This window comes from Pseudoalteromonas sp. SR44-2, assembly GCF_014163745.1.
Lineage (GTDB): Bacteria > Pseudomonadota > Gammaproteobacteria > Enterobacterales > Alteromonadaceae > Pseudoalteromonas > Pseudoalteromonas distincta.
Genome location: NZ_JACJDW010000007.1, coordinates 115,192 through 138,662 on the forward strand (window position 1 = coordinate 115,192; position 23,471 = coordinate 138,662).

Consider the following 23,471-nt stretch of genomic DNA (forward strand, 5'->3'; position numbering starts at 1 on the left):
ATTTTTTAATATGCGTATTATTTTGCCGGCAGTACAGTGCTTTCTACAGAGCCAAAACCTATACGTGCATAGCCCTCTTTTTCACACCAGCCACGCATAATAACGTTATCGCCATCTTCTAAAAAGCTGCGTTGTTCGCCATTACTTAGCGTGATTTTTTCTTTACCGCCACGAGAAAGCTCAAGTAATGAACCTGCTTCTTCGTGCGTTGGACCAGACTGAGTGCCCGAACCTAGCATGTCACCTGGCATAAAGTTACAGCCATTCACTGTGTGGTGAGTAACCATTTGTGCCACAGTCCAGTAAGAGTGCTTAAAGCTAGATGTTGATACGCGCGTTGGGTTATGGCCTTCGCTGCGCATTTTTTGCGTTTGAATTTTAACATCCATTTGAATATCAAAAGCACCTTGGTCGCGATTCGCTTTTGATTCTAAATAGTCCATAGGCTGTGGATCGTTTTCATCACGTGTCCAGCTTGTTCTATAAGGCGCTAATGCTTCGGTTGTTACAATCCAAGGCGATACCGTTGAGGCAAAGTTTTTAGCTAAAAATGGACCAAGCGGTTGATATTCCCACGCTTGCAAGTCACGTGCTGACCAATCGTTAAATACACAAAAGCCAAATACGTGGTTTTCAGCATTTTCGATAGCGATTGCATCGCCCAGTGCATTGCCTTTACCTAAGTAAATACCCAGCTCTAGTTCGTAATCAAGGCGTTTACAAGGACCGAATGATGGCACTTCTGCGTCTGGCGCTTTGGTTTGACCTTTAGGGCGATGAAATGTTTGACCCGATACGTCAATAGATGAAGAGCGACCATGATAACCAATAGGTACCCATTTATAGTTAGGTAATAATGGGTTGTCAGGGCGAAATAAACTACCCACAGCTGTAGCGTGATAAATAGAAGTGTAAAAGTCGGTGTAATCACCGATGCGACAAGGCAAAGAAAACTCTATATCGGATTGTGAAACCAATGTATCGCTAAGCGCTTGTTGGTGCTCAGAGCCTGCTCTTAGTGCTTTTGAAAGCGCTAAACGAAGAGCTGACCAATACTGCTTCCCTAAACCCATAAATGTATTTAAGGTTGCTTCACTTGCTGCATCTGCGGCTGTTTTAGCGTCACCTGTTAAAACGTTTAATTTACTTAGTTTTGCTAAATCGATTACTTGGTCACCAATTGCAACACCACCACGAAAGGCCTCATCAGACCCTTTACGACGAAATTCTGCAAACGGTAAGTTTTGAATCGGGAAGTCGCAATTATCAACATTAGCTGATTCTACCCAGCTGGTTAAATTAATATCGTGGGTTTCGTTAATTAGGCTCATTACATTTCCTTTGGATTTTACTGTATGGCGACAAGGTATAGTTTATTTAATCATACTTGTACTTGGCGCCATACTTTTTAAATATTAAAACGACAAAAAGCAGCGAAGTTCGCTGCTTTTAATTTACTCAAATATTTTATAAAACGCCGCGACGCTCTTGGTCACGTTCGATTGATTCAAATAATGCTTGGAAGTTACCTTCACCAAAGCCACCATCATCAACGCGTTGGATCATTTCTATAAAGATTGGACCAAATAAGTTTTTAGAGAAAATTTGTAATAAATAACAATTTTCACTTTGGCTATCTACGAGTATCTGATGCTCACGAATTTTTTCTTTATCTTCAGCAACCCAAGGTACACGGTCAAAAATAGTATCGTAGTACTCTGGGATAATATCTAAAGTGGCAATTGTTGATTTATCAAGCTTATCAAGAGAGCTTACTAAGTCATCTGTTAAAAACGCTAAATGTTGAACGCCTGGGCCGTTGTACTCACCAAGGTATTCATCAATTTGGTTGTTATCGTTACCTTTACCTTCGTTTATTGGAATAGAGAAGGTGCCACAAGGTGATTTTAGTGCATACGAAATAAGCGCTGTTTTTTGACCTTTAATGTCAAAGTAGCGTACTTCAGTAAAACCAAATACGTCTTTATAAAAGTTAGCCCATTTTTCCATGGTGCCTTTATAAACGTTATTGGTTAAATGATCGATTCGGATAAAGCCTTTATCTTCTACAACATTTTGCGTTTCTAAGTCTTCAAAATCACTTTCGTAAATAGTGCCTTTGTCGCCAAATTGTTCAATAAAGTAAATTAGGCTGTCGCCAATACCATAGATTGCAGGGTAAGGCATATTTTTATGCGTTGAGTCGGTCGCTGGTTTTGCACCACGTTCTACTGCAGTTTCAAATGCTTTTTGCGCATTCTCAACACGCCAACCCATTGAACAAATAGCAGGGCCATGGCTTTTAGCAAATTCTGCAGAAAAACCTTCACGCTCGTTATTCAGTAAAAAGTGAATATCGTTTTGGTTGTAATAAACAATGTCTTTACCTTTGAATTTTTTAAGCTTAGAGAAGCCAAAATCAGTAAATACTTTATCCATATAATCAGCATCAGGTGTTGCGTACTCGGTAAATTCAATACCGACTAAACCCAAATAGTTATTTACTTCACTCATTATTATTACTCCCGCAATTAAGCACTGCGATTATGTGTTGTTGTCATATTGCAGTAGATAATCAACCAGATTTTTAATTTGGGGAAGAGGGGGGCGCTATTTAGTATGTAGTGCATGTGTAAATTTTATAGGACGGTTATTATAAAGTTACGTGTTTGTAATACAGTTAAGTAAAATGAAGTTATATGGTATAAATTCAAGTGGGGGTACTTGTTTTTAAGTTGTTGTATTTAAATACTAAAAAGGAGGTTTAACCTGCGCTAAACCTCTTTTTATAATTAATAAGCAAAAGCCTTTTTGTATGTAATTGTTTACACTTTAAGAGCCGTTACCAAAGAACTTGTTCCGTTGTTCTATCCACACGTTAGTTTTAATTGCTGGAGCTGCTTGGTAATGGCGCTCAATGGTTTGATTTAGCACTCGCGTCGGTTGCTCAAAAGACAGCTTTTGTTGTGCGCCGCCCATACTTTTAATTTCGCCACGGGTCATAGCACGGCCCGCATAGAGTAATGCATTTAAGTAACCAGGTCGGGTTTCGTAATTGTTATCTGTAAAAAGCAATACAGATTGATTGAGTGCCCAGCGACTATCGATTTCGCCATCTTCTTTTACGCCAGCAAGTTCTCCATCTATATAGACTTCAAATACCCCATTGGTTGGTGCTGTATAAAATACAAAAGCTATACGATGCCAAGAGTCAGGTTGTGTGTTGCCAAAATAGCCGCTATCGCTAGTTGCTTGTCCATAGCCGCCGCTTGGGTCAATAAACATATCGGCATCATCATTAAGATAATCAGTTGTATTGGCTTGCATAATTGCACGGTAAATATCTTTACCTTCTGCGGGCCAGTATAAATCCATTACCAAGGTGTAGTCAGACACCATTCCTTCATTTGCAAAGTCACCATTTGCTGGTGTGTTTAAATCAATAAGTAAGCCTTCTGTTGGAGCGTGGCGAGAAAACGCCATAACACCTGAAGGGCCATCACTTAAATCATCAATATTTAATTGAGTAGTGGTGCTATATTGTGTCTCTGCAGTGCCCCAATTTGTTTCATCTGGATCAAAGTAGCTAAGTACCGAAGGTCCAAAATCAGCTGCTAACGGGTTGTTAGTATCGTCAAAGTTCCATACGGTTACATTTGCTAAGTTGTTACATGAATAAAGTTCGGTGTCAGTGTCAAGGTGTAGGCACTGACTTGTTCTAGCACGTGCATATTTATCAAGTAGCCACCAAGCTTCAGCTATTGGTTCTACGTTTGAGAATGTAACACTATTAAAAAATAAATCAGGATTCAAAGCTGCTCCTTTAAATAGTGCAACTTCGTAATTATTAGTGGGTTGTATATCTTCAGGTTTAAGTAAAAACCAATCTGGTTGACTTGCAAACATCGTTGTTAAGTCGCTTCCCGATACTGTTACTTTATAAATAGAGTTAAACCCTGGCGTATTTGATGGCTGTCTTTCTACGTAAAAAGCTTTATGGAAGTCTTCTTGAGTCAGTGTGCCGGGTGTCCAGCGCTTTTGTACTAGTTCAGGGTTAAGTAATGCTGCGCTAATTGTGCTTGAATGTTTTGCGGCTAAGGCGGTGATTTCGGCTAGCTGCGCATCAGTTGGATAGTTTTCAGAAATAGCGATTTCAGTTTCTGCATCGGGAGCATAACGCCCCATTATCTCATCTATAGCTAGTTTTGTTGCCTCATCGCGCTCATCAATTGTATCGGTTTCAATCGTTTTGTAATCAACAACTGGGGATGATTTATCAGCTAAATTAAAAGTAAGCGTTAAGTCAGTAATACCTTTAGCATAAAAGTCCGGTTGTAAAACAATAGCGCCGTTATCAAGGGTTGTGTAGCTTTCCCCACCGTGTGTATGGCCGCCAAGTACTAAGTCTATACCGGGTACGTTTGTTGCCATATCAGTATCTTGGCCTACACCTAAATGGCTTAACATAATCATGTAATCTATATCATCACTGTATTGGTTTACGATGCTTTGTGCGATTTGTTGCCATTGCCAGCTCATTTTAAATTGTTTAATAAAATCAGGGATCGGATCATCTTGAATTGGTTCATCTAGCTCATTCCATGGCACTGAGGTCATGCCAAACACACCAAGTGTAATACATCCTACTTGAACTTTTGCAAATCCTACGCCTGCAAAATCTTGTAGTTGCTCTGCTTCATAACGAGTATTACTAGCAAGTACGATTGCATTCTCGTCTTGGGAATAACTTAGTAATTTTTCAGGGCCCCAAGCATAATCATGATTTCCAACGACTCGCAGGTCAAACTGCATTGCTTTTATAGCTTCTTCTGTCGCGGTACCTTGTGATAATTGCTCAGCAACGGTGCCTTTTTCATAGTCGTCACCACCGTTTGTAAATAAGGTGTGCGGGGTTTGGCTTGCTACTTGGTTGTAGTAGGCTTTGATCCGGCTGAAATATTGCTCTTCATAGCCAAAGCGAGCATGTAAATCTGCAACGTGAACAAACCTTACCGATTGCTCTGTTGCATTAGCGTCGCAAGTTGGGCCGATATTTGCGAAAGCTTCATTGCGCTGCATTTGTATTGCATATGTGCCCAGTGTTGTTACTTGAGCGCTAACAAACCCATCTAAAACTATTGAATTTGTAACAGTATCCCAATTAGCGCCCGATAGTTTTGCGATAAACAGTTGTCCGCCTAATGCGTAGTCATCAGGGATTTTTATTGTAATGGTAATAGGTTTTTCAAGAGTAAGCGTGGAGGGCGTAAGCGCATGTAAATCAGAAATTATATTTTGTTGTATATTTGTCTCATCTAATAATGTTTTCTCGTAGGTAAGCTCTACATCACTAGAAATAGCACTGGAAGGTGCATTAAATATAAAATTGCCTTCGTCTAATGTAACGTCTAAACCATTAGCGCTTGATAGTGTTAATTTGCTAGGTTCAGGCTCAACAGGATCGTTTGGATTAACCGTCACTTCATCACCGCTACCACAGGCAGTTAGAATAAAGCTAAGAAATATAAATATAATAACACGTGATATCGTTAACGATTGCATCTACGGATGTCCCTGAGTCTATTCAATAACCAATCAGGATATAATATCAGTTAACGGTGGAAGGGCAAAGTTGAATAAAAAATTCCCCCATAGAAGCTATGGAGGAATTGTCTTAGGTTATATTGCTACATTTGAAAAAAACAATAATTAAGAGACTTTCTCTTCTAAACCTTGTTTTTCCCATACTTTAGCTTTAAAAGTCATTAGTACTAAAACAACACCAACACCAATGCTAAATAATGCAATTTGTAAGTATAAGTTAGGAATTTCATCAACATTATTCGGATCGAAATTACCAGCAAGTAAACCCGCAATAATATTACCAATCGAGTAAGTTAATACAAACACACCCATCATTTGGCCAGTGTAACGTTTAGGCGATAACTTACTTACAGCACTTAATGCTACAGGGCTTAAACAAAGCTCACCCACTGTATGTAAAAAGTACGTAGTAACAAGCCAGTAAGGCGCAACTTTTAAGCCTTCAGCTGCGTAATGAGCCGCCATAAACATAACTAAAAAGCCTGATGCCATGATAATTAAACCAATTGCACACTTAACGCTATAGCTAGGTGACACTAGGCTTTTAGATAAGTTAATCCAAAGCGCTGCAAAAAATGGTGATAAAGCAATAATAAACAGTGAGTTTAATGATTGAAACCACGTTGTAGGGATTTCAAAAGTACCAATAAGGCGGTCAGTATAGTCGCGGGCAAACAAGTTTAATGATGAACCAGCTTGTTCAAAGCCAGACCAAAAACATGCAGATGCAATACAGACTAAAAATAGTGCCCACATTCTTTGTTTTTCGGCATCGGTTAAATTACCTGTAAAGTAAATAACACCAAAATAAACAAAAAAGATAATAGTAAATACAATAGCTACGTACCCTGCAACCACTGTTGGATTGATTACAATTGCGCCGGTCATTGCTGCCGTAGTAACTGCAGCAGCTGCAATTACAAATGCTGCAATACCGCCCCATGCACGTGAAGTACCTTTAGAGCCTAATGGATTAGCCGGTAAAGCGCTGTGCTTTGGTAAGTTATTAAGTGTGAGTTTGTACTGCACTAAACCAATGGCCATACCTACAGCTGCCGCACCAAATGCCCAGTGCCAGCCTACGTTCTCCATAAAGTAACCACATACGTAGTAACCTATTAAAGAACCCATGTTAATACCCATGTAATAAATAGCGTAACCGCCATCACGACGCTCATCAGCATCGCTATATAATTGGCCTACCATTGCACTGATATTTGGTTTTAGTAAACCAGTACCTGTTGCTACAAATATTAAGCCAACGAAGAAAGAATAATCATGTGGAATAGCCAAAATAATATGGCCAATCATAATAATTATGCCGCCATACCAAACTGCTTTTTGACCACCAAACAATCTATCAGCTAGCCAACCACCTGGTAAGCCTAAAAAGTATACTGCGCCTGTGTACAAACCATAGATTGCAGCAGCTGATGCAACAGTAAAGGCAAGGCCTTCTTCTTGTAAGCTTGCTGTCATGAATAATACGAGCATAGCTCGCATACCGTAATAACTCATTCGTTCCCACATTTCAGTGAAGAACAATGTCGAAAGTCCTTTAGGGTGGCCAAACCAACCACTATCTGGAGCTGAACTCATATTTACTTCCTAACTTTAAGAATTGTTGTAATGGCCTTATAATTTTTTGCTTTAGCTATCTTAGTATTTAGTCATACTAAAATGCTCGACCATCAGTTTATTATTTGTAGCTAAGATAATGATTTGCTATATGGTAGTAACACCAGAAGGTAAGAGACACACCCTTATCCTAGTTACAATTGGGCACAAGTATACATATACCTTAGTGCTAGGGGAAGTATTGCGCGGTGTATCACCTTATGCCAAGTTAGAACTCAGCATAAGGAACAATAGGGGTACCTGGGAACTCAAGCGTTCCATAAACAGGGTTAAAATAGTAACGTATGTAAAGTTGACCAAAGTTTGGTTCGTAAAAGTCAGAACGATCGATGGCTAAGTAGCCACCAAAAAACCAATTCGGCGTTATTCTATACTCAAAACTACCTTCAAGATTATATGAAACACCAGAACTTGTTTCACCTTCAAATACAGGGTCAACACCTGTTATTGATTCTCTATCATACGCAGCTATTTGCAAATCTCTATCGTTAGGGAAGAAATCAATAGATTGAGTTTTTGTTTGCGAGTACGAAACACCGGTCTTTAATCTATAAACAAAATCATCACCCCAACGTGCGTCATAAGTGAGTGGCACGGATAGACCTACATAGTTTTGTGGACTGTAATAACCACCATGGCCCCATGTTTCTTCACTTAAATTATACTTGTATGCCCAATGTAATAAGCTAGCACCTACGATAAATTCACGCTTTTGATTGCTTATTACACGGTAATAAGTACCGCCCATCATACGATAGCGTTGGTTGTCTTTTACATTTTGGCCTTTATAGAGGGTAAAGTCGGCGCTTGACCAAAAACCCCATTTTCCGCCTAAGTCGTGTGATACATTAGCTGTTAGGCCTGTAGAGCGTACGCCCCCCCATACTTCACCTGTATTTACATCTTTTAAGCCTGCATAAGAAAGCACTGAATTTGTAACTGGGCGCTTTTCAAGTTCTAGGCTGTATCCAAAGTCGCCAAAACTGTCTGCGTAATTTACACCCCACACAAAGTCTTCAATTAAAAAGCCAAGTGGGGTAGTGCCTACATCTACACGCCAGTTTTCGTTTTGCCAACCAATACCTATATCTACACCACTTTCCTCTGGTGCCACTTCATCGACTGAACAAGTGAAAATACATAAAGCACCTTGTCCGTAGCGACTACCAGCGAACTGCTCATCAAAGCGAGTTGTTTGTGCGCTAATAGTAGTCGGGTCTACTTTAATAAAACCTTGGCCTTGCCAAAGTGGAAAGTAAGCTTCAATTGGTACTAAGCCCGCACCAAGTGTTGCTTCACTTTCGGTGCTTGTTTGTCCACTAAAGTTAACACCAATGGCAATGTATGCTTGGTTTTTGTTTTGCTGGTTTATTAGCTCACGTTTAGCACCGTTTACATACCATTGATCGTTTTCATCTATTTTTAAAAGCGCTCCGTAAAGCTCTTTTTCGTTTAAAGTACGATTAGGTGACAGGGTTTGTGCGTACCAATATTGTGCTTGTTCGGTTTCATTAAACTTACTGGCTACTTGAGCACCTAAATAGCGTAACTCTTGATCGTTTGGTGACTTTTCAATAAGTTGCTTAGCTAAATAAAGTGCATCCCCTGAGTAATTAAACTCATTAAGAGATGACATGATTTGGCGTTGTAAATAACCCTCTTGCGATGTGGTTTGCGTAATCGCTTTTTGCGTAACTTCTTTTGCTTGAAAGTCGTCTCCAAGTTCTATGTATGCATTAGCAATAGCGAGAAGTGCTTGAGGCTCAATTGTTTGACTACTTTGTACTTTTCGCTGATATAAGATAACGGCTGCTTCATATTGTTCTAGCGCTAAGTTTGCATTAATAAGTGCAGTTGTTGTTGCTGGAATATCTTTATATTTTTGATCAAGCTGATTGAGCTTAGCAATTAAGTCACTGCCGGTATAAAACTGGTTGAGGTAGTTATTTTGTAACTGCACATATTGAGCCGTTTCGTTTTCAGAAGCGCTCTCTGGTAACACGTAATCCTCAAACCAGCGTTTTATTTCAACTTGGTTACTTTGCTCTAGTATCCACTGGCCTTGTAAAAGGTGCCAATAAGGCGACAAAGATGAGTCAGATGAAAGGGCACTTGAAAGTAATTTAAGAGCATGTCGTTTTTCATCAATTTTGTACCAACTATTAGAAAGCTCAGCTTGCATTTCAGGTGTTAGCTCTCTTGCTTCTAAGTTACTTAAATGGTAGATGGCGACAGATTTATTTTTTAAATCAAGATATTGCTGGCTTTGTGTAAGAGACTCGTTAAGCAACAATTGCTGTTCTAAAGCAATAATATCGGTATCTCGATTTTTAAAAGGAATATATTTAAGTGTATCCAAAGCTCCTTCATAATCATTTATAGAGCGCAAAAATAAAGCATGGCTATATCTAATTTGGGGGTTTAGCGGGAACTGCCACAATACATTATTAAACAAATCACGTGCTTGTTGGGTCAGGCCTTTTTGTTGGTATATAAAAGCTAAATCGTAATATAACCAAGGTTGTTCAGGTGAAAGCTCAATAGCTTGCTTAAGTAGTTCTTCTGCTTTTTCTAGCTCTCCACCATTAGTATACTGGCTTGCTTTATCCCTTAGAGTATTACTGGTAGCTAGTGCATATGAGGGGTAGATTAAATCTCGTTGCTTTGCATTTAATGAATTATAAAAGTTGCGAATTGATTTTTGGTTTTGATCTAGTTGCGCGATATTTAATAAGCCAAGTAAGGCATTTTCATACAAAGGATTGGTTTTTAGGGCTGCTTGATAGGCGGTAGCTGCTTGTGTGTAATTTCCTTGAGCTGCTAATAATAGGCCTTTGTTATAAAGAAAAGCTTCTTGGTCATGATTTAGTTGCTCAGCTAGATTTAGTTTTAATTGTGCTGTTTTAAAATCAGATTGCTCTATAGCATCTTCCATTTCAGACATATACAGCCAAAACTTCGCAACTGTCGCGAGCTCTTTAAGTCCTTCACGCTCATCAAAGTTAGGTGTATATTTTTGCGCGGTAAAAAAATAGTAATATGATTTTTTGTAGTCGCTTTTCGCTAGGTACAAATACCCTAAGCTGCGCATAATTTCTTTATCGGTTGGCCGCCCTTTTAAAGCATTTAATAGTAGGGGCTCAGCTTCTTTTAATTTTTTATTATTAAGTAAACGATCGCCTTTGAGCCAAAGCTGATACGCGGGATCGGCAAGTAATGCTTGTCTTACTTTAAAGTCTCGTTGGAAATCTTCATATTGTAACTTACCTTTACTACTAAATGGATACACAGAGAAGTAACGTTGGTATTGCTCAACTGTATTTTGAGTAAGATCCATACTCTTAAGAGCTGCAAGCCAAATAAACTCAACTTCATTAATAAAAGAAGGGCTGGTACCGTAATTACTTAAAATATCTATAGCTTTACTATTTGCTGGGTTTTTCCTCAGTAAATGGCGAGCATAAGGTATTTCTACTTGAGGGATATTAGAATAGCTTTTTAATAACTTTTCATAGCCTTTTTTAACACTTTCCCATTGGTCGCTGTCTTGTCCATACCAGCTTAAATGCTCAAGCTCATAATTAAGTGTAGGGTAGGTTTTTTTAAATATTTTATTGTATATTTCACGGGCTTGTTCATAACGTCCAGCTCGAGAAAGTAGCCTAGCTTCATGAATTAAAGACTTATCTTTACCCTCAATACGAGAGAGTATTTTAAGTTTTTCAACACAAGGGGCTTGCTTAGTGAGTCCGTTATCTATTTTGCTTAATAACTGGTTGGCTTTCACTGATTCGCCATTGGCAAAATTATAACGCGCTACTGCGCACTGCGTTTCTATTCGGGCAGGAGCAATAGCGACTAGCTTTCGTAAGCTATCTTCAACTAGTTTTTTATTTTGCTGTGCTTCACCAATACCTATTTGGCTTAGTAACCAATCAACAGATTGCGTATCAATATCGTTGGCTGTGTTAGCGCTCAATCCAGAGCTAAGCGCTAATGTGCAAGCGAGGGCAAACCTTAACGGCATTCAGTGCTCCATACCGGTTGTAGCGTCCCATCTGCTGTAATTGAAAAACGCTTATTTAAAGCACTTGTACCAAACAAGTTAAGCACGCTGTCGTAATAACGAGTCTGGGTAAATGATTTATCAATCATTAGTTTTTGCTGAATCGCCATTACCGTAGAATTATCGTTATTAGTCGCCAGTAAAGGTAACAAAGCTGAATTAAAGCCCAAAGGGCCTCTTTTTTCAGATTTTCCTGATTTAGCAAAGGTATTTAAAGGCACGTAACCACGTTTATTAATTGTTTCTATAAAAGGGTTGAATTGCGCTAATAGCTCTTTTTTATAAGGCGCGTTGTCTGCCATCATACTTGCCCATAAATATACTCTGATGGCGTTATAACTGCCCAAGTCGCTCGTTTTCTTATCGTAGTAAAAGCCGTTATTTGCATCAAACATTACCCAGTCAGGGCTAACACCTTGCTTTGCTGTATCTAAAATTAGCTTTGCTGAGCCTTCGTGTAATTGATGCCAAGGTGAGTGTGGGTAGAGCTTTTTAAACTGCTGGTAAATAAATAATGGTGAGTAGCTCGGGTTTAACTTAAAACGTTCGTTATCAAATTCAAAACCTGTAGGAGCGGGTAGTAATGATAAACCTAGGCCCGAGATATAAGCGGTTTCTTCACGCATTATTCGCTGTGCAAGTACAGCTGCTAATATGCTGTAGCGGCGCTCATCCCAAAGAATAGCTGCTTGCGATAAGCTGTATGCTATCCATAAGTCAGAATCAGACGCAGGGTTTGAATCTAAAATTCCGCCAACATTTTGATTATTAACACCCCATTGCCATGCCGGTAAACGAGTGCTTAAATCACCTTCTGATAAATGTTCTTGCGTCCAATCAAGCACTAAGTCAAACATTGCTTTGTCATTTGCTACAACAGCAAAAAATAAGGCATAAGATTGGCCTTCAGAGGTTGTGACTTTTTGCTCACTCCCCAAATCAATAACGCGACCATCTTGGCTTATAAAGTTACTTTTAAACGTTTGCCATGCATCCCATGGTTGGCATTGCTCTATTTGTGCATTGGCATTAAAGGTAAATAATGCAATCACGGTAAAAAATACATTAATGAGTGACTTCATTACTTATCTCCTTCAGCTAATCGCTTGTATGTTAATGCTTGCAGTAATCGCCATATTATAAATGAGATCAACAGTAGTGTTAAAATAGACAATAGTGCCAGTACAAATGGGTGATCCGATAAATGGAACCAAATTAGGGTATGCACAGGAATGTGACCAACAAAATATTGCTCATCAGTTTTAATTGTTTTAATGCCTTGAGAATTTATGACCGCAGCACTGCCTTTAATTTGCGCAAGAGCTTGTGAACTCATTAACGCATCATCTAGTAGAGTAAAGGCTTTTTGTGATGTTGCACTAAGCGATACTATTGATCGCTCTGAATCAAACGGTGATTGAAAGCCTGTAATAACGGCCATATCACCACTACTTTTTATACTTACTTGAACTTTATCTGTTGTTTGTTCATCGTAAGCACCATTGTAAATGGCTTGTTTTATAGCGCGCTGATTGTTATCAAGCAAGATATTAGTTTGCGCATCTTCATCTAAGTTGTTAGCAATGCTATTAGGTTTGGCGATTATCAATATGTCGTTATCATCTAAGTTGGCATCTTCGTTTAAATGAGCAACGCTTATTCTATGAGCGGGGTAGCCTGTGATAGCACCAAAGTGGCCTGTTAAATTAAACAATACAGATAGCGCTTTAGGTGATGGAACTTCATCTATTAAGACTAAAGTTTGTTGTAAGTCTGCGTATTTTGTAAATGGGAATCCGCTGTTTGCAAATACATTTAAATCAGGCAGAGCTATGTAGTGGTCAAACCCACTTACATCAATGTTGGAGTTTCCATCAATTACCCCGTACTCGCCACCAGGTGGAGCAACGGCACATTCGCCTTTTTTAAGTACTGCAAATCTAAAGTCAAAATTTAATTCATTTCGGCTGGCAAGATTAATACCATCCAATGAAAAATCTTCAGCGCTTTGCGTTGTGTCTGTATTAGCGATTAAAGGCAGTAAGGTTTTTGCGGTAGTTAACGATGTGTCTTTTTTATCAAGTAAAAAACCACTTATAAACTCTTGGTTTATTAACATGTTTAAACGTGAATTTAAGGTTTCGCTCTCTGGCGTATTACGGTATTGCAAAGTAATAGGAATACCTTTTTCACGCCAAGTAAATAAATCAGGTGCAAAACGAACATTTAGCTTTATAGGACCGTTGTTAAGTCCCTCAGCCTGTAACTGAGTTGGATAGTCAATAAGCTCGTCAAAGTGCACGGGACGATCGGTTCTAAGCCATCTCGGCGCATCATAAGCTTTACGCAGTGGGAGTTTGTTAATTGCTTCGATACTTGCACTTCGGCCTGTCATAATTTTATGACCAAACACAAGACCAGTAACCGCTGTTTTTAAGTCTTTTTCGTCACGCCCCAAAATTAGCAGCATTTTATTGTATCTGTGAATAGGGCTTGAAATTAGCTCGACGGTTGGCTTTTCAACATCTGGATAATCTTTTAAAAAATCAGGTTTTGAGTCATTAGTAATAAACACCACACTGTGCTGCTCTGGTGCTTTATTTAAAACTACGGGAAAGTTAGCGCCACGCCAGTCTGCTTGTGCGCCAAACCAACTAGATAAAGTGGCTGCCGCTTCTATAGCTTGTGTATTAGGTGTGCTTGCAAATACAAAAGGTAAGTTTAATTTGTTGTAATCTTTAGCATCAAAAAATGGTTCTGGTAAATATTCAAGGCGGCTATCAATTGCTAACTGTTTTTGATCAAGCGTTATGTGGCTTGATTTGTTTATTTCAGTCCAAATTGAGCGGCTAAAGTAATCTTGGCATCGTAAATCATAGTAACCAACTAGTTCAAAGCGAATTTGGTTGTAGTCTTGAATGTATTTAGCATTTAGGTCAAGGCTGTGATTTACCGTATTTTTTACAACACTTAGCTGTTCATTAATAGGTAATACTGTTACTAAGTTATCGTTAAAATAAACTTTTAAGTGCGATACATTAGCCAGTAATGAAGGTGAGTTAGTGTACGAAAAGTTAAGCTTTAAATTAGTGCTTAATTTATCAATTCTATTTGTGAAATCGACACGAGAATTATTATTCACGCCGTCGAGTTTATAGTCATTGAATCCTAATTTTTCAAAGCTAAGGCGTAAACTAGAAACCTGGGCACTCTCAGGGTAACCATTTACAAACAGGGTTTTGTCGTGCATGGGCTCGATAGCGAGCACTTTATATGCGCTACTAATAAGTAACAATGTTAGAAATGTATTAAGTAACTTTTTAATCATAATTATTATGCACTATCGGTTTTTTTGGAGTAAATGAATTTATGTAAATGACAATATTAGTCATTAACTTAATAACTGGTTGTAACGCTCTTGGAGCATGAAATAGTAAATTACTAAAGCCCCGTAAACTGGTTTTTTGTACTTCTTTGAAGCTATACGATGGACGGTCATGTCTAAAGTTATTTTGCCAATCTAGCCAAGCATCTGCTCTTGAAAAGGTACATTGTATAAAAGCTCTCTGTTTTTCGAGAGATAAGTCTTTAAGTGTAAGGCCAATTTGTTTTTTGCGGGTATTACATACATACGTTGTAAACGAAAACTGCTTATTACCGCGACTCATTAATAATTCAATTTTATCGTTAACACGACATAAATGCGCGTGATCTGTCTCTATGCCTACGCCGTTATCTGAATAATCCGTTATTTTTACTTTCAAAGTATGGCCATTTGCTAAACGAACGCCGGCAGGAAAGTTTGCCTTTATACGATGCGAGTGCCTCACTTGACGAGCTTCAGCTGCAACAGCAACCGCAGCACCTAAAATTATAATATTATAAAAAGCCCAACCCATACTTATTATAAGTACGCCAATCTGGCTTGGGTCACCTAAAAATAGACGTAATACGCCCACTAATATACCAAGTAAATTAATAAGTAAGAGAATTAAATACGGTTTAGAAATACCCCAGTCGTAATGCTCTTCATCATTTAAACCGCCTTTTTCGGTTACGTTAAATTTACCTTTATTAGGATTAAATAAAGCAACGGTAGTTGGTTTTAGTATGTACCAAGCAAGTACTGACTCATACACTTCACCCCAAAAGGAGTAACGGTATTTACCTTGAATACGTGAGTTAGTCGCTTTTATTTGAATTAGTGTCGGTACTACATAAATAAAAATAGCTAAAAATGGGGCATAAATTATGTATGCATTAAAATATATTAGCGCTAAAGGGGCTGTTAAAAATACAATACGAGGAATACCCGATAAAAAGTGCAGCATTGCGTTTATGTAGCATAGTCGTTGAGGAACGCTTAAACCCTTACCCATTAATGGGTTATCAAGCCTAAATATCTGCGCCATACCACGCGCCCACCGAATGCGTTGGCCTATATGCGCTGACAGGCTATCGGTTGCAAGACCTGCTGCCTGTGGAATATTTATATAAGCAGTTTTATAACCAGCGCGCTGCATACGAAGTGCCGTGTGAGCATCCTCCGTTACTGTTTCAAATGCAAAACCGCCAATATCATCAAGCGCAGCTCGTTTTAATACGGCGCAAGAGCCACAAAAGAAGGTCGCATCCCACATGTCGTTTCCGTCTTGAATAAGCCCATAAAACAACATGTTTTCGTTAGGAATTTGACTATGGTTGTTAAGGTTTCGCTCAAACGGATCTGCAGAGAAAAAGTGATGCGGTGTTTGCACTAAACACACTTTACTATCTTTTAAAAACTGTCCCATCGTCATTTGCAAAAATGAGCGAGCAGGGACATGGTCACAATCAAAAATTGCGATATATTCGCCATCGGTATAACGCATAGCGCTATTCATATTGCCGGCTTTAGCATGATTGTTATCCGAACGAGCTAAATAGCCTACTCCAATTTCCTCTGCAAATTCCTTAAACTCTGGGCGCTTACCATCATCTAATATATAAACATTTAGTTTATCTGCAGGCCAATCGATACTTAAAGCAGCCAGAGTAGTGGGCCTCACAACGCTTAATGGCTCATTATAAGTTGGAATATATACATCTACTGTTGGCCATAAGTCAGTATTTTTTGGTAAAGGAACTGGTTTTCGCTCAAGCGGGTTAATTGTTTGGAAAAAACCTAAAATCAGTACAAGCCAGGCATACGTTTCAGCAAGTAATAAGCCACCACCTAGTGCAAGTGCAAGTGGATCATCCCAATTCAAAGTCTCAGTGTAACGCCACCACAAGTAACGAGAAGACGTAGTTACTGACAGGGTAATCATGACAATGGTTGCCATTTGGCCTTTTACTCGTTTAAGCGCATACGCAACTAGTAAAATAAAGCTTATAAAAACGGCTTGAGCTTCCAAGCTAAAAGGAATTGTAATAAATATTGCTAATAAAAATAGAATAAACGCGAGAATGACGTATTTGACTAGTTTATTTTGCCATACACGCGCATCCGCCATGGTTTTAAACGCACTTTTTTTAGGGCCTTTTTTGTTTTTTGATAGTAGGCGCTTTAATAATCTACCTAGCTTTAAATCAAACCAACGTAATTGCCTTAAAAGGTAGCTAACACCATCATAAAAATAATTAACAGCATTTTCTTTTACAGAACTAGATTTAAGCTGGTTTTTAAAAAACACTAAAAAAACACTTTGTATAATAAAGCGTAATATATTTGAGTAAATGTAGGCTCGGTAAGGCAACCTTAAATGAGGGTAGTAGTCATAAAGAGTATATTCAAAGCTGATTTTGTGCTTTTTAATATTTATAAACAGTGAGCTTAAAAGCGTAATAAAAGGCATTAAAAAAGCTTCAATAACATTTACTTTATGTTGATTAAAGTAGCTATGAAACTTAAATAAAATGTATCGGACTAACTTATCAGTAAATAAAATGCTCAGCAGCAAGTATAAAGTGCTGTGAATAGGACGCTGATAAAATAATGTAATGCTCATTTTATAAGGTCGCTTTACTAACTAGCCAACCAGCTAGTGTTTCAAAGTCATCGTTTGCGACACTATATGGCGCGCAATTAAGCGCTACATTTCTGTATGCGGTTGACTCTTTAATAACTTCGTCACTGTTGATAAAAAACGGAGCTATAAGGGGGAGCGTAGATTGCCAAAGAGAAAACAAGTCAAATTCTAGCGTAGATGCAGAATTATAGCGGTTAACTAAAAAGTAATGCTTCCAATCAGTATCTGAATTTTTGAGTGTTTGTAGGCGTCTATAAATTAAGCTGTGACAAATAGCGTCGCAATTAACCAGTTCAATTACAATATCGTTTTTCTCTAACGGATAGTGGGGAAGGTTAATATGTGCAGGGCAGTCAAAAATTACCCACGCTTCTTGGCTATAATTTAGGTTTTTGCATCTATTTACCATTTTAGTGATGTTATCGATGCTAGTATCAGTGCTGTCACCATATGGTAAAAATATAATGCCATCGTCATCTTGATGAAAATGCACAAGTGCATCTTCAAAGCTCGCTTCATTACTCCAGCCTTTGGTATACTTCCATGGCAAGCCAAAATGTAAACCTAGGTCACTTTTTGCATCTAGATCGATTGCAATAACGTCAACATCAGACTTTTTTAGCACGCACGCTAAATTTGCAACCACAGAGGTAGTGCCTAAACCGCCTTTGATACCTTTAACGAAAACTCTTTGCAACGGAAGTTTTACCTATCTTTAATTGAACTAACTTATGTGTTTAGTTCGTTGTTTATTTCTTTAAGTAATGCGTACTTATTAATTGTATTATTATTTTGCTGTTTGTTTACAATTTCTATGTAGTCATCACTCTTTCCACCAAAACGTAGTGCAAGGTTTTCTATGTCACTTGATGTTAACGTTTGTGAGTTTTTAGGCGTCAAGTTATTCATTATTACCTTTACAGTTACTTTAATTATTTTGATTAAAAGTGGACAATATTTGGCTATTATATATAGAATAACGGTTAAAACTAGTAAAAAAGTATTTTTTATAGGGCGTTTTAAGTGCATAACTTTAACATAACGGGATTAGAGCCTGCTGCAAAAGAGTTAAAATCGGCTTCAAGTTATGCTGTTTTAGCCCCTTTAGACAATTTTGTAATCGAATTGGCGTTACATTCAATTAACCAAAGCTTGGTTAATGATATATATATAGTTTCCCAAGAGATTGAATCATTTTTTGATTCTTCTTTTTCTGCATCGTTAAATTATGCTTATAAGCATAATAGAGTACACCCTTTTTCGTTGGCCTCAGAAACACAGAATCATTCTATAGAGAAAATTAATTCAGGTATTATAAAAGAAATAAGTGCTTATAAACGCCTAAACAAAGCGCTTATTTTTGTTCATTTTAATACAGCACAGTTAAGCAGTACTGACGAGAAAAGCTTAGAGTTGATGATGAGGCAGTACAACGATTTTGTTCGTAGTACGGGAGCTACATTATTATTTTTAATTTCGGGACCTGATATTGCAAATTATCGCTTTTTATTTAGACGATTAAACAATGTATTTGATGGGCTGGTATTTGTTGATAACGACTCTGCGGTTCGAGTACTTGAATATGATTATTGGCGTCACAGTAGGGGGGTTATTGCTGGTGAACATTACCAATTATTATTAAGTGGTAATCAGTTTGTTGTACAAACTGGAATGCCAAGCGAAAGTAAAACACTTAAACACTCAGACTTTGCCGATGAAGACGATGTTTGGCTCGTGCAAAGTGCTGTGCCCGAAGGTACTAAGTTACCGATGCATTATAAAAGCGTAAAAGATAATAATGATTTATTTAATAAAGGCCCAAAAGTAGAAGCAGCCACCTTAATTTTTGCAGTTACGCGTTACACCGATTTGGCGCTATTGGGTAAGCAGTGTTTTGAACTTAGAAAAAACTGCGGACGATGGTTAAAGCTTGTTATTCAAAATGTTGATGGTGTTATTCGCCATCAAGATGAGTGCTTATTTTTAACCTTGGGTGTAAATCTAATTTTGTATAGCTTTTCAGAGCCTTCGCGTTTGCTTTCACAAGTGCAATCTATTCAAGGTTTTAAGTTTTCAAGGCCTTTACCTTCCTCAGTTGAGGATGTTTTAAAATACACTGAAAATACCTTTTCGAAAGGATATTTACCTTTCATCGAGTTTACGAAACAAGTAGAAATTCATAGTGACTCAGCCGTTAATTTAGGTGTTAGTGGTGTGCTAGTGAAACTTGAGCTACTACCAAGAATTGACCCTATTCATCCTTTGCATTTATTTCATATTAAGCGCGAAGGTGATGTATTTAGCATTGCAGATAATACAGTTTATTTATATTTGCATGCTTGTAGAGAAAATGACGTTGATAATGCAATTAAGCATTTGTTTAAATTAAAAACGAGTGATTTTTTTGTACAGCAAAATATAATTTCTGACCACTTTTACATTCAACAAGAATGTAAACAGTTAAGGCGATTTTATAAAGGTAAGAGTGTTGTAGATTTCTCGCAAAAACTTGCTGAGAATGATAGCTATAAATTTGCACCTGATATAGCAAACAGCGTTACTGAAAATATTAACACCCCAGAATTTTCTAGTAAAAGCCGCCCAGATGCTAAGCCTTTTATAATGAAACTAAGAGATAACTTATGAGTATGAATCAGCTTTTAATTACCGTGTTTCTTGCAATGGTGCTTGGCGCGGTGCTTTGTATGCTAGGCAAATACATTTTATCTCAAATAACAAAATATTATTATAAGCTTACTTTTAAACATGAAGTACTAGAGCCTTATACACCAAATACAGTAAAAAAGGATAAGCAGTGAAATTATCAGGTTTAGGGGTTTGGAACCTTTATTTTTTAGTTAAGTTTGCTCTGTTTTATTACGGTGCAATTGATTTTAACGTACTAACTAATGCCGCTTTTGCTGCATTGCTTGCGATTAAATTTAAACAGCCATTAATAGAGAAGGCAAAACATATACTAGGTGCTGTGTTTGCTGTGGTGTTACTTTATCAAGACTCATGGTTGCCACCAATAAACAGGTTGACCAAACAAGCAGGTAACGTTCAAGATTTTAGTTTTGGTTACTTTATCGAGCTATTAACCCGAGTTATTAGCGTTGATATGTTGTTGGCTTTGTTCGTAATTAGTGTGTGTTTTTGGTATACATCGCAATGGATACGCTTTACCACCGTGACTATTGTTGGGCTGTTAGTTGTAGGGTGGCAAGGAGATAACTCTCAATCACAATTCGTTAATAATGTGGCAACCCCTGAACCGGTTACCCAAAATCAAAGTAATCCTCAAACGCAAGTGATCACTCAGGCAGCGCAATCTCCCGATCAAAAGCTCGCTGATTTTTATCAACAACAAAGCTTACTAATGAGCCACTTTCCAAACCAAGTGAATGGTGAGCTGTTTGATGTAATTATTTTGAATATATGCTCAATGGCTGTTGCTGATTTAAATGCTATTGGTGTAAGTGTTACTGATATGTATAAAGACTTTGATGTGGTGTTTTCAGACTTTAACTCGGCTACGTCATACAGTGGACCCGCTGCAGTAAGGCTGCTGCGCGCTAGTTGTGGGCAAACGAGTCAAACAGCATTATTTAAAGAGGCACCTGAACAATGTCACTTGTTTAAAAACCTAGAGAAACTAGGTTATCAAAACAATGTTGTGATGAATCACGACGGACATTTTGATGAGTTTAAAGGTTTAATAAATAAGTACGGTGGCCTAGATAGTACGCCATTTAATATAGATTCAATGCCAGTGGCGCTACGAGGTTTTGATAATAGTCCTATTTACTCAGATGAAGCTGTGCTGGATGGTTGGTTAGAGCAAGCTGAAGATTGTAAGCCGTGTGCGATGTACTACAACACCACAAGTTTACATGATGGTAATCAGCTAGAGAATCAACCAAGGGTTAATAGTAAAGAGACATACCCAATCAGACATAAAAACTTGTTTGCTGATATTAACCAATTTGTAAAAAAATTAGAAAAACGCGGTCGCAACGTTATGTTAATGATAGTGCCTGAACACGGCGCTAATTTAAAAGGTGACAAAGTACAGTTTGCAGGTTTACGTGAAATCCCAAGCCCAGCAATTGTGTCGGTACCTGTAGCAATTAAATTTATAGGCCCAGACGTACAAAACTATTCGCAAATTGTGGTTGATGATTCAACAAGTTACTTTGCGCTTTCAGAGCTGGTAAGTAAGGCGCTGCAAACTGATGTATTTGGTGGGAATAATAGTGTTGCTAATTTGCTTGAAAACCTACCCACAGCACCTAAGGTTGCTGAAAACGAAGGCACAATAATGATGTATGTTAACCAACGACCATTCATACAATTAGATGGTGGTGATTGGTCAGCTTACCCACAAGGTAAGTAGTCTCATAATAAGATTTAACAAATAGCACTGGTATAGTTAAATATCAGTGCTACTTTTCTTCATTTAATTACATTTCAACTTATCGCTTTCGCAGTCTGTTTTGTCCAAAAATGTTTACAATAAGCTACCTTCTCAAAGCGACTTAGCGTATTATTCAGCTAATATAGTTTTTCCTTCTTTGAGGATGTATGCGTCTAGATATTCACTGTGCTGATCGAATTGGTATTGCTCAAGAAATCCTTAATATATTAGTTAACTACAGCGTTGATCTAAAAGGAATTGAAGTTGATTCTGTAAATTGTCGTATGTACGTTAGTTTTCCCGAAATAGAATTTGAACAATTTCAAAAAATTATGCCATCGATACGTTTAATCGACGGCGTACATGACGTGCGTACCACTGCGTTTTTACCATCAGAGCGTGAACACAACGAATTAAATACTTTGCTACGCGCATTGCCTGATGGCGTTATCTCTATTGATGCTAAAGGTTGGGTACGCTTATGCAACGATGCAGCATGTAAGGACTTACAGTTAATTGAAAAAGAAGTTATTGGTGCAAATATTAATAACTTACTTAAAGGCTTTAACTTTACACGTTGGCTAGAAGGTAAAGAAGTGCTCGGGCAAACCACACGCGTTGAAGTGGCGGGTGAGGATTTTATTGCAGACATTTTACCAATTGCAGTCCCTCAAGGTAGTGAAGGTGATGTGCTTGCGGGTGCGGTTATTAACATTAAATCGCAAAGCCGCTTAGGGCAGCAGGTCAGTGCATTTAGACGCTACGGGCAAGAAAGCTTTGCTACTATTCATAACTTTAGTACGGCAATGCGCCGAGTTGTGCGCGAAGCACGCAAAATGGCGCAACTAGAAGCCCCTATTTTGATTACTGGTGAAACTGGCACAGGTAAAGAGTTATTAGCTAGAGCGTGCCATTACGCATCTAATCGCTCTGTTAAGCCTTTTATTGCGCTATCGTGTGCTTCACTTCCTGATGATGTTGCTGAGTCTGAATTATTCGGTTATGCCGGGTACGAAGAAAACGCAGCGCCAAAGCGTGGTGTATTAGAGCAAGCTGATGGTGGAACTGTATTTTTAGATGAGGTTGGCGAAATGTCGACTCAACTACAAACTAAGTTACTGCGTTTTTTACAAGATGGTACGTTTAGAAAAGTAGGCGATGAGAACGAAGTTAAAGTAAATGTACGTATTGTTGCCGCTACTCAAAAAGACTTACCTGCAATGGTACAAGAAGGGGTTTTTAGAGAAGACTTATATTACCGTATAAACGTGCTTACTTTAGAAATAGCGCCACTAAGAGATAGAAAAGCAGATGTAGGGCCACTTGCAGAGCATTTTATTCAAAAATACGCACAACAAAATGGTCATGCAATTCCTGTTTTATCACAAGAATGTTTAAGCTTTTTACAAGAGTACCCGTGGCCTGGAAATGTACGTCAGCTGGAAAATGCAATTTACCGTGCAGTGTCGTTACTAGATGATAGCGAGCTTCGCGTAGAGCATTTGCAGTTACCAACTTTTACTCATGATTTAGGGTATTTAGAGTCTGATTTTGAAGGCTCACTAGATCAAGCTGTTAAACGTTTTGAGGCGACTTTACTTCGCAAACTCTACCCCGCTTACCCAAGCTCACGTCAGTTAGCTAAGCGATTGGGCCTAAGTCACACCGCTGTAGCTAATAAGTTACGTGATTACGGGATTAATCGAAAAACAGTAAAAGTGTAATTGACTTAAAG

The 23,471-nt window shown here is 38.2% G+C and carries 13 protein-coding genes; 3 read left to right on the forward strand and 10 right to left on the reverse strand.

Annotation, left to right across the window (positions count from 1 at the left end; translation table 11 throughout):
* Positions 1-17 precede the first annotated feature (17 nt).
* The 10 genes from fahA to bcsR form a co-directional block, all read right to left on the reverse strand.
* Positions 18-1,331, reverse strand: a complete 1,314-nt coding sequence (gene fahA / locus H5115_RS06375; RefSeq protein WP_182754331.1) for a fumarylacetoacetase — start codon at positions 1,329-1,331, stop codon at positions 18-20.
* 136 nt (positions 1,332-1,467) lie between these two features.
* The gene (gene hppD / locus H5115_RS06380; protein ID WP_002958202.1) at positions 1,468-2,514 is read right to left on the reverse strand and encodes a 4-hydroxyphenylpyruvate dioxygenase; all 1,047 of its coding nucleotides are present in this window, start codon (positions 2,512-2,514) and stop codon (positions 1,468-1,470) included.
* A 318-nt stretch (positions 2,515-2,832) separates the two neighbouring features.
* Entirely contained in the window at positions 2,833-5,562 is a 2,730-nt protein-coding gene (locus H5115_RS06385; protein ID WP_182754334.1) for a metallophosphoesterase, read from the reverse strand.
* 147 nt (positions 5,563-5,709) lie between these two features.
* Positions 5,710-7,203: a peptide MFS transporter gene (locus tag H5115_RS06390; protein ID WP_002958204.1), complete on the reverse strand. Its 1,494-nt coding sequence runs from the start codon at positions 7,201-7,203 to the stop codon at positions 5,710-5,712.
* A 247-nt stretch (positions 7,204-7,450) separates the two neighbouring features.
* Positions 7,451-11,269 (reverse strand): cellulose synthase subunit BcsC-related outer membrane protein, encoded by a 3,819-nt coding sequence (locus H5115_RS06395; protein ID WP_182754337.1) that lies wholly within the window; start codon positions 11,267-11,269, stop codon positions 7,451-7,453.
* Complete coding sequence (gene bcsZ, locus H5115_RS06400) at positions 11,260-12,390, reverse strand: cellulose synthase complex periplasmic endoglucanase BcsZ (protein ID WP_182754340.1); 1,131 nt, start codon at positions 12,388-12,390, stop codon at positions 11,260-11,262. Before bcsZ ends, H5115_RS06395 begins: the two co-directional genes overlap by 10 nt.
* Entirely contained in the window at positions 12,390-14,636 is a 2,247-nt protein-coding gene (bcsB, locus tag H5115_RS06405) for a cellulose biosynthesis cyclic di-GMP-binding regulatory protein BcsB (RefSeq protein WP_182754343.1), read from the reverse strand. Before bcsB ends, bcsZ begins: the two co-directional genes overlap by 1 nt.
* Complete coding sequence (gene bcsA, locus H5115_RS06410; RefSeq protein ID WP_182754346.1) at positions 14,629-17,298, reverse strand: UDP-forming cellulose synthase catalytic subunit; 2,670 nt, start codon at positions 17,296-17,298, stop codon at positions 14,629-14,631. The genes bcsB and bcsA overlap by 8 nt, the downstream gene beginning before the upstream one ends.
* A 1-nt stretch (position 17,299) precedes the next feature.
* Positions 17,300-18,016, reverse strand: a complete 717-nt coding sequence (gene bcsQ / locus H5115_RS06415; protein WP_182754349.1) for a cellulose biosynthesis protein BcsQ — start codon at positions 18,014-18,016, stop codon at positions 17,300-17,302.
* 32 nt (positions 18,017-18,048) lie between these two features.
* On the reverse strand, positions 18,049-18,228 hold the full coding sequence (gene bcsR / locus H5115_RS06420) for a BcsR/BcsP family cellulose biosynthesis protein (RefSeq protein WP_002958211.1): 180 nt from the start codon (positions 18,226-18,228) through the stop codon (positions 18,049-18,051).
* A gap of 114 nt (positions 18,229-18,342) precedes the next feature.
* On the opposite strand from bcsR, the gene bcsE reads away from it, so the two are divergent.
* From bcsE to tyrR, 3 genes are all read left to right on the forward strand, one after another.
* Positions 18,343-19,965 (forward strand): cellulose biosynthesis protein BcsE, encoded by a 1,623-nt coding sequence (gene bcsE, locus H5115_RS06425; protein ID WP_182754353.1) that lies wholly within the window; start codon positions 18,343-18,345, stop codon positions 19,963-19,965.
* A gap of 169 nt (positions 19,966-20,134) precedes the next feature.
* Entirely contained in the window at positions 20,135-21,715 is a 1,581-nt protein-coding gene (gene bcsG / locus H5115_RS06430; RefSeq protein ID WP_182754356.1) for a cellulose biosynthesis protein BcsG, read from the forward strand.
* A gap of 188 nt (positions 21,716-21,903) precedes the next feature.
* Positions 21,904-23,460: a transcriptional regulator TyrR gene (tyrR, locus tag H5115_RS06435; protein ID WP_002958215.1), complete on the forward strand. Its 1,557-nt coding sequence runs from the start codon at positions 21,904-21,906 to the stop codon at positions 23,458-23,460.
* The last annotated feature ends 11 nt before the right edge of the window (positions 23,461-23,471 follow it).

Excerpts from the sequence above, each read along its gene's own strand:
- fahA (WP_182754331.1), bottom strand. The coding sequence starts at position 1,331 with ATGAGCCTAATTAACGAAACCCACGATATTAATTTAACCAGCTGGGTA.
- hppD (WP_002958202.1), bottom strand. The coding sequence starts at position 2,514 with ATGAGTGAAGTAAATAACTATTTGGGTTTAGTCGGTATTGAATTTACC.
- H5115_RS06385 (WP_182754334.1), bottom strand. The coding sequence starts at position 5,562 with ATGCAATCGTTAACGATATCACGTGTTATTATATTTATATTTCTTAGC.
- H5115_RS06390 (WP_002958204.1), bottom strand. The coding sequence starts at position 7,203 with ATGAGTTCAGCTCCAGATAGTGGTTGGTTTGGCCACCCTAAAGGACTT.
- H5115_RS06395 (WP_182754337.1), bottom strand. The coding sequence starts at position 11,269 with ATGCCGTTAAGGTTTGCCCTCGCTTGCACATTAGCGCTTAGCTCTGGA.
- bcsZ (WP_182754340.1), bottom strand. The coding sequence starts at position 12,390 with ATGAAGTCACTCATTAATGTATTTTTTACCGTGATTGCATTATTTACC.
- bcsB (WP_182754343.1), bottom strand. The coding sequence starts at position 14,636 with ATGATTAAAAAGTTACTTAATACATTTCTAACATTGTTACTTATTAGT.
- bcsA (WP_182754346.1), bottom strand. The coding sequence starts at position 17,298 with ATGAGCATTACATTATTTTATCAGCGTCCTATTCACAGCACTTTATAC.
- bcsR (WP_002958211.1), bottom strand. The coding sequence starts at position 18,228 with ATGAATAACTTGACGCCTAAAAACTCACAAACGTTAACATCAAGTGAC.
- tyrR (WP_002958215.1), top strand. The coding sequence starts at position 21,904 with ATGCGTCTAGATATTCACTGTGCTGATCGAATTGGTATTGCTCAAGAA.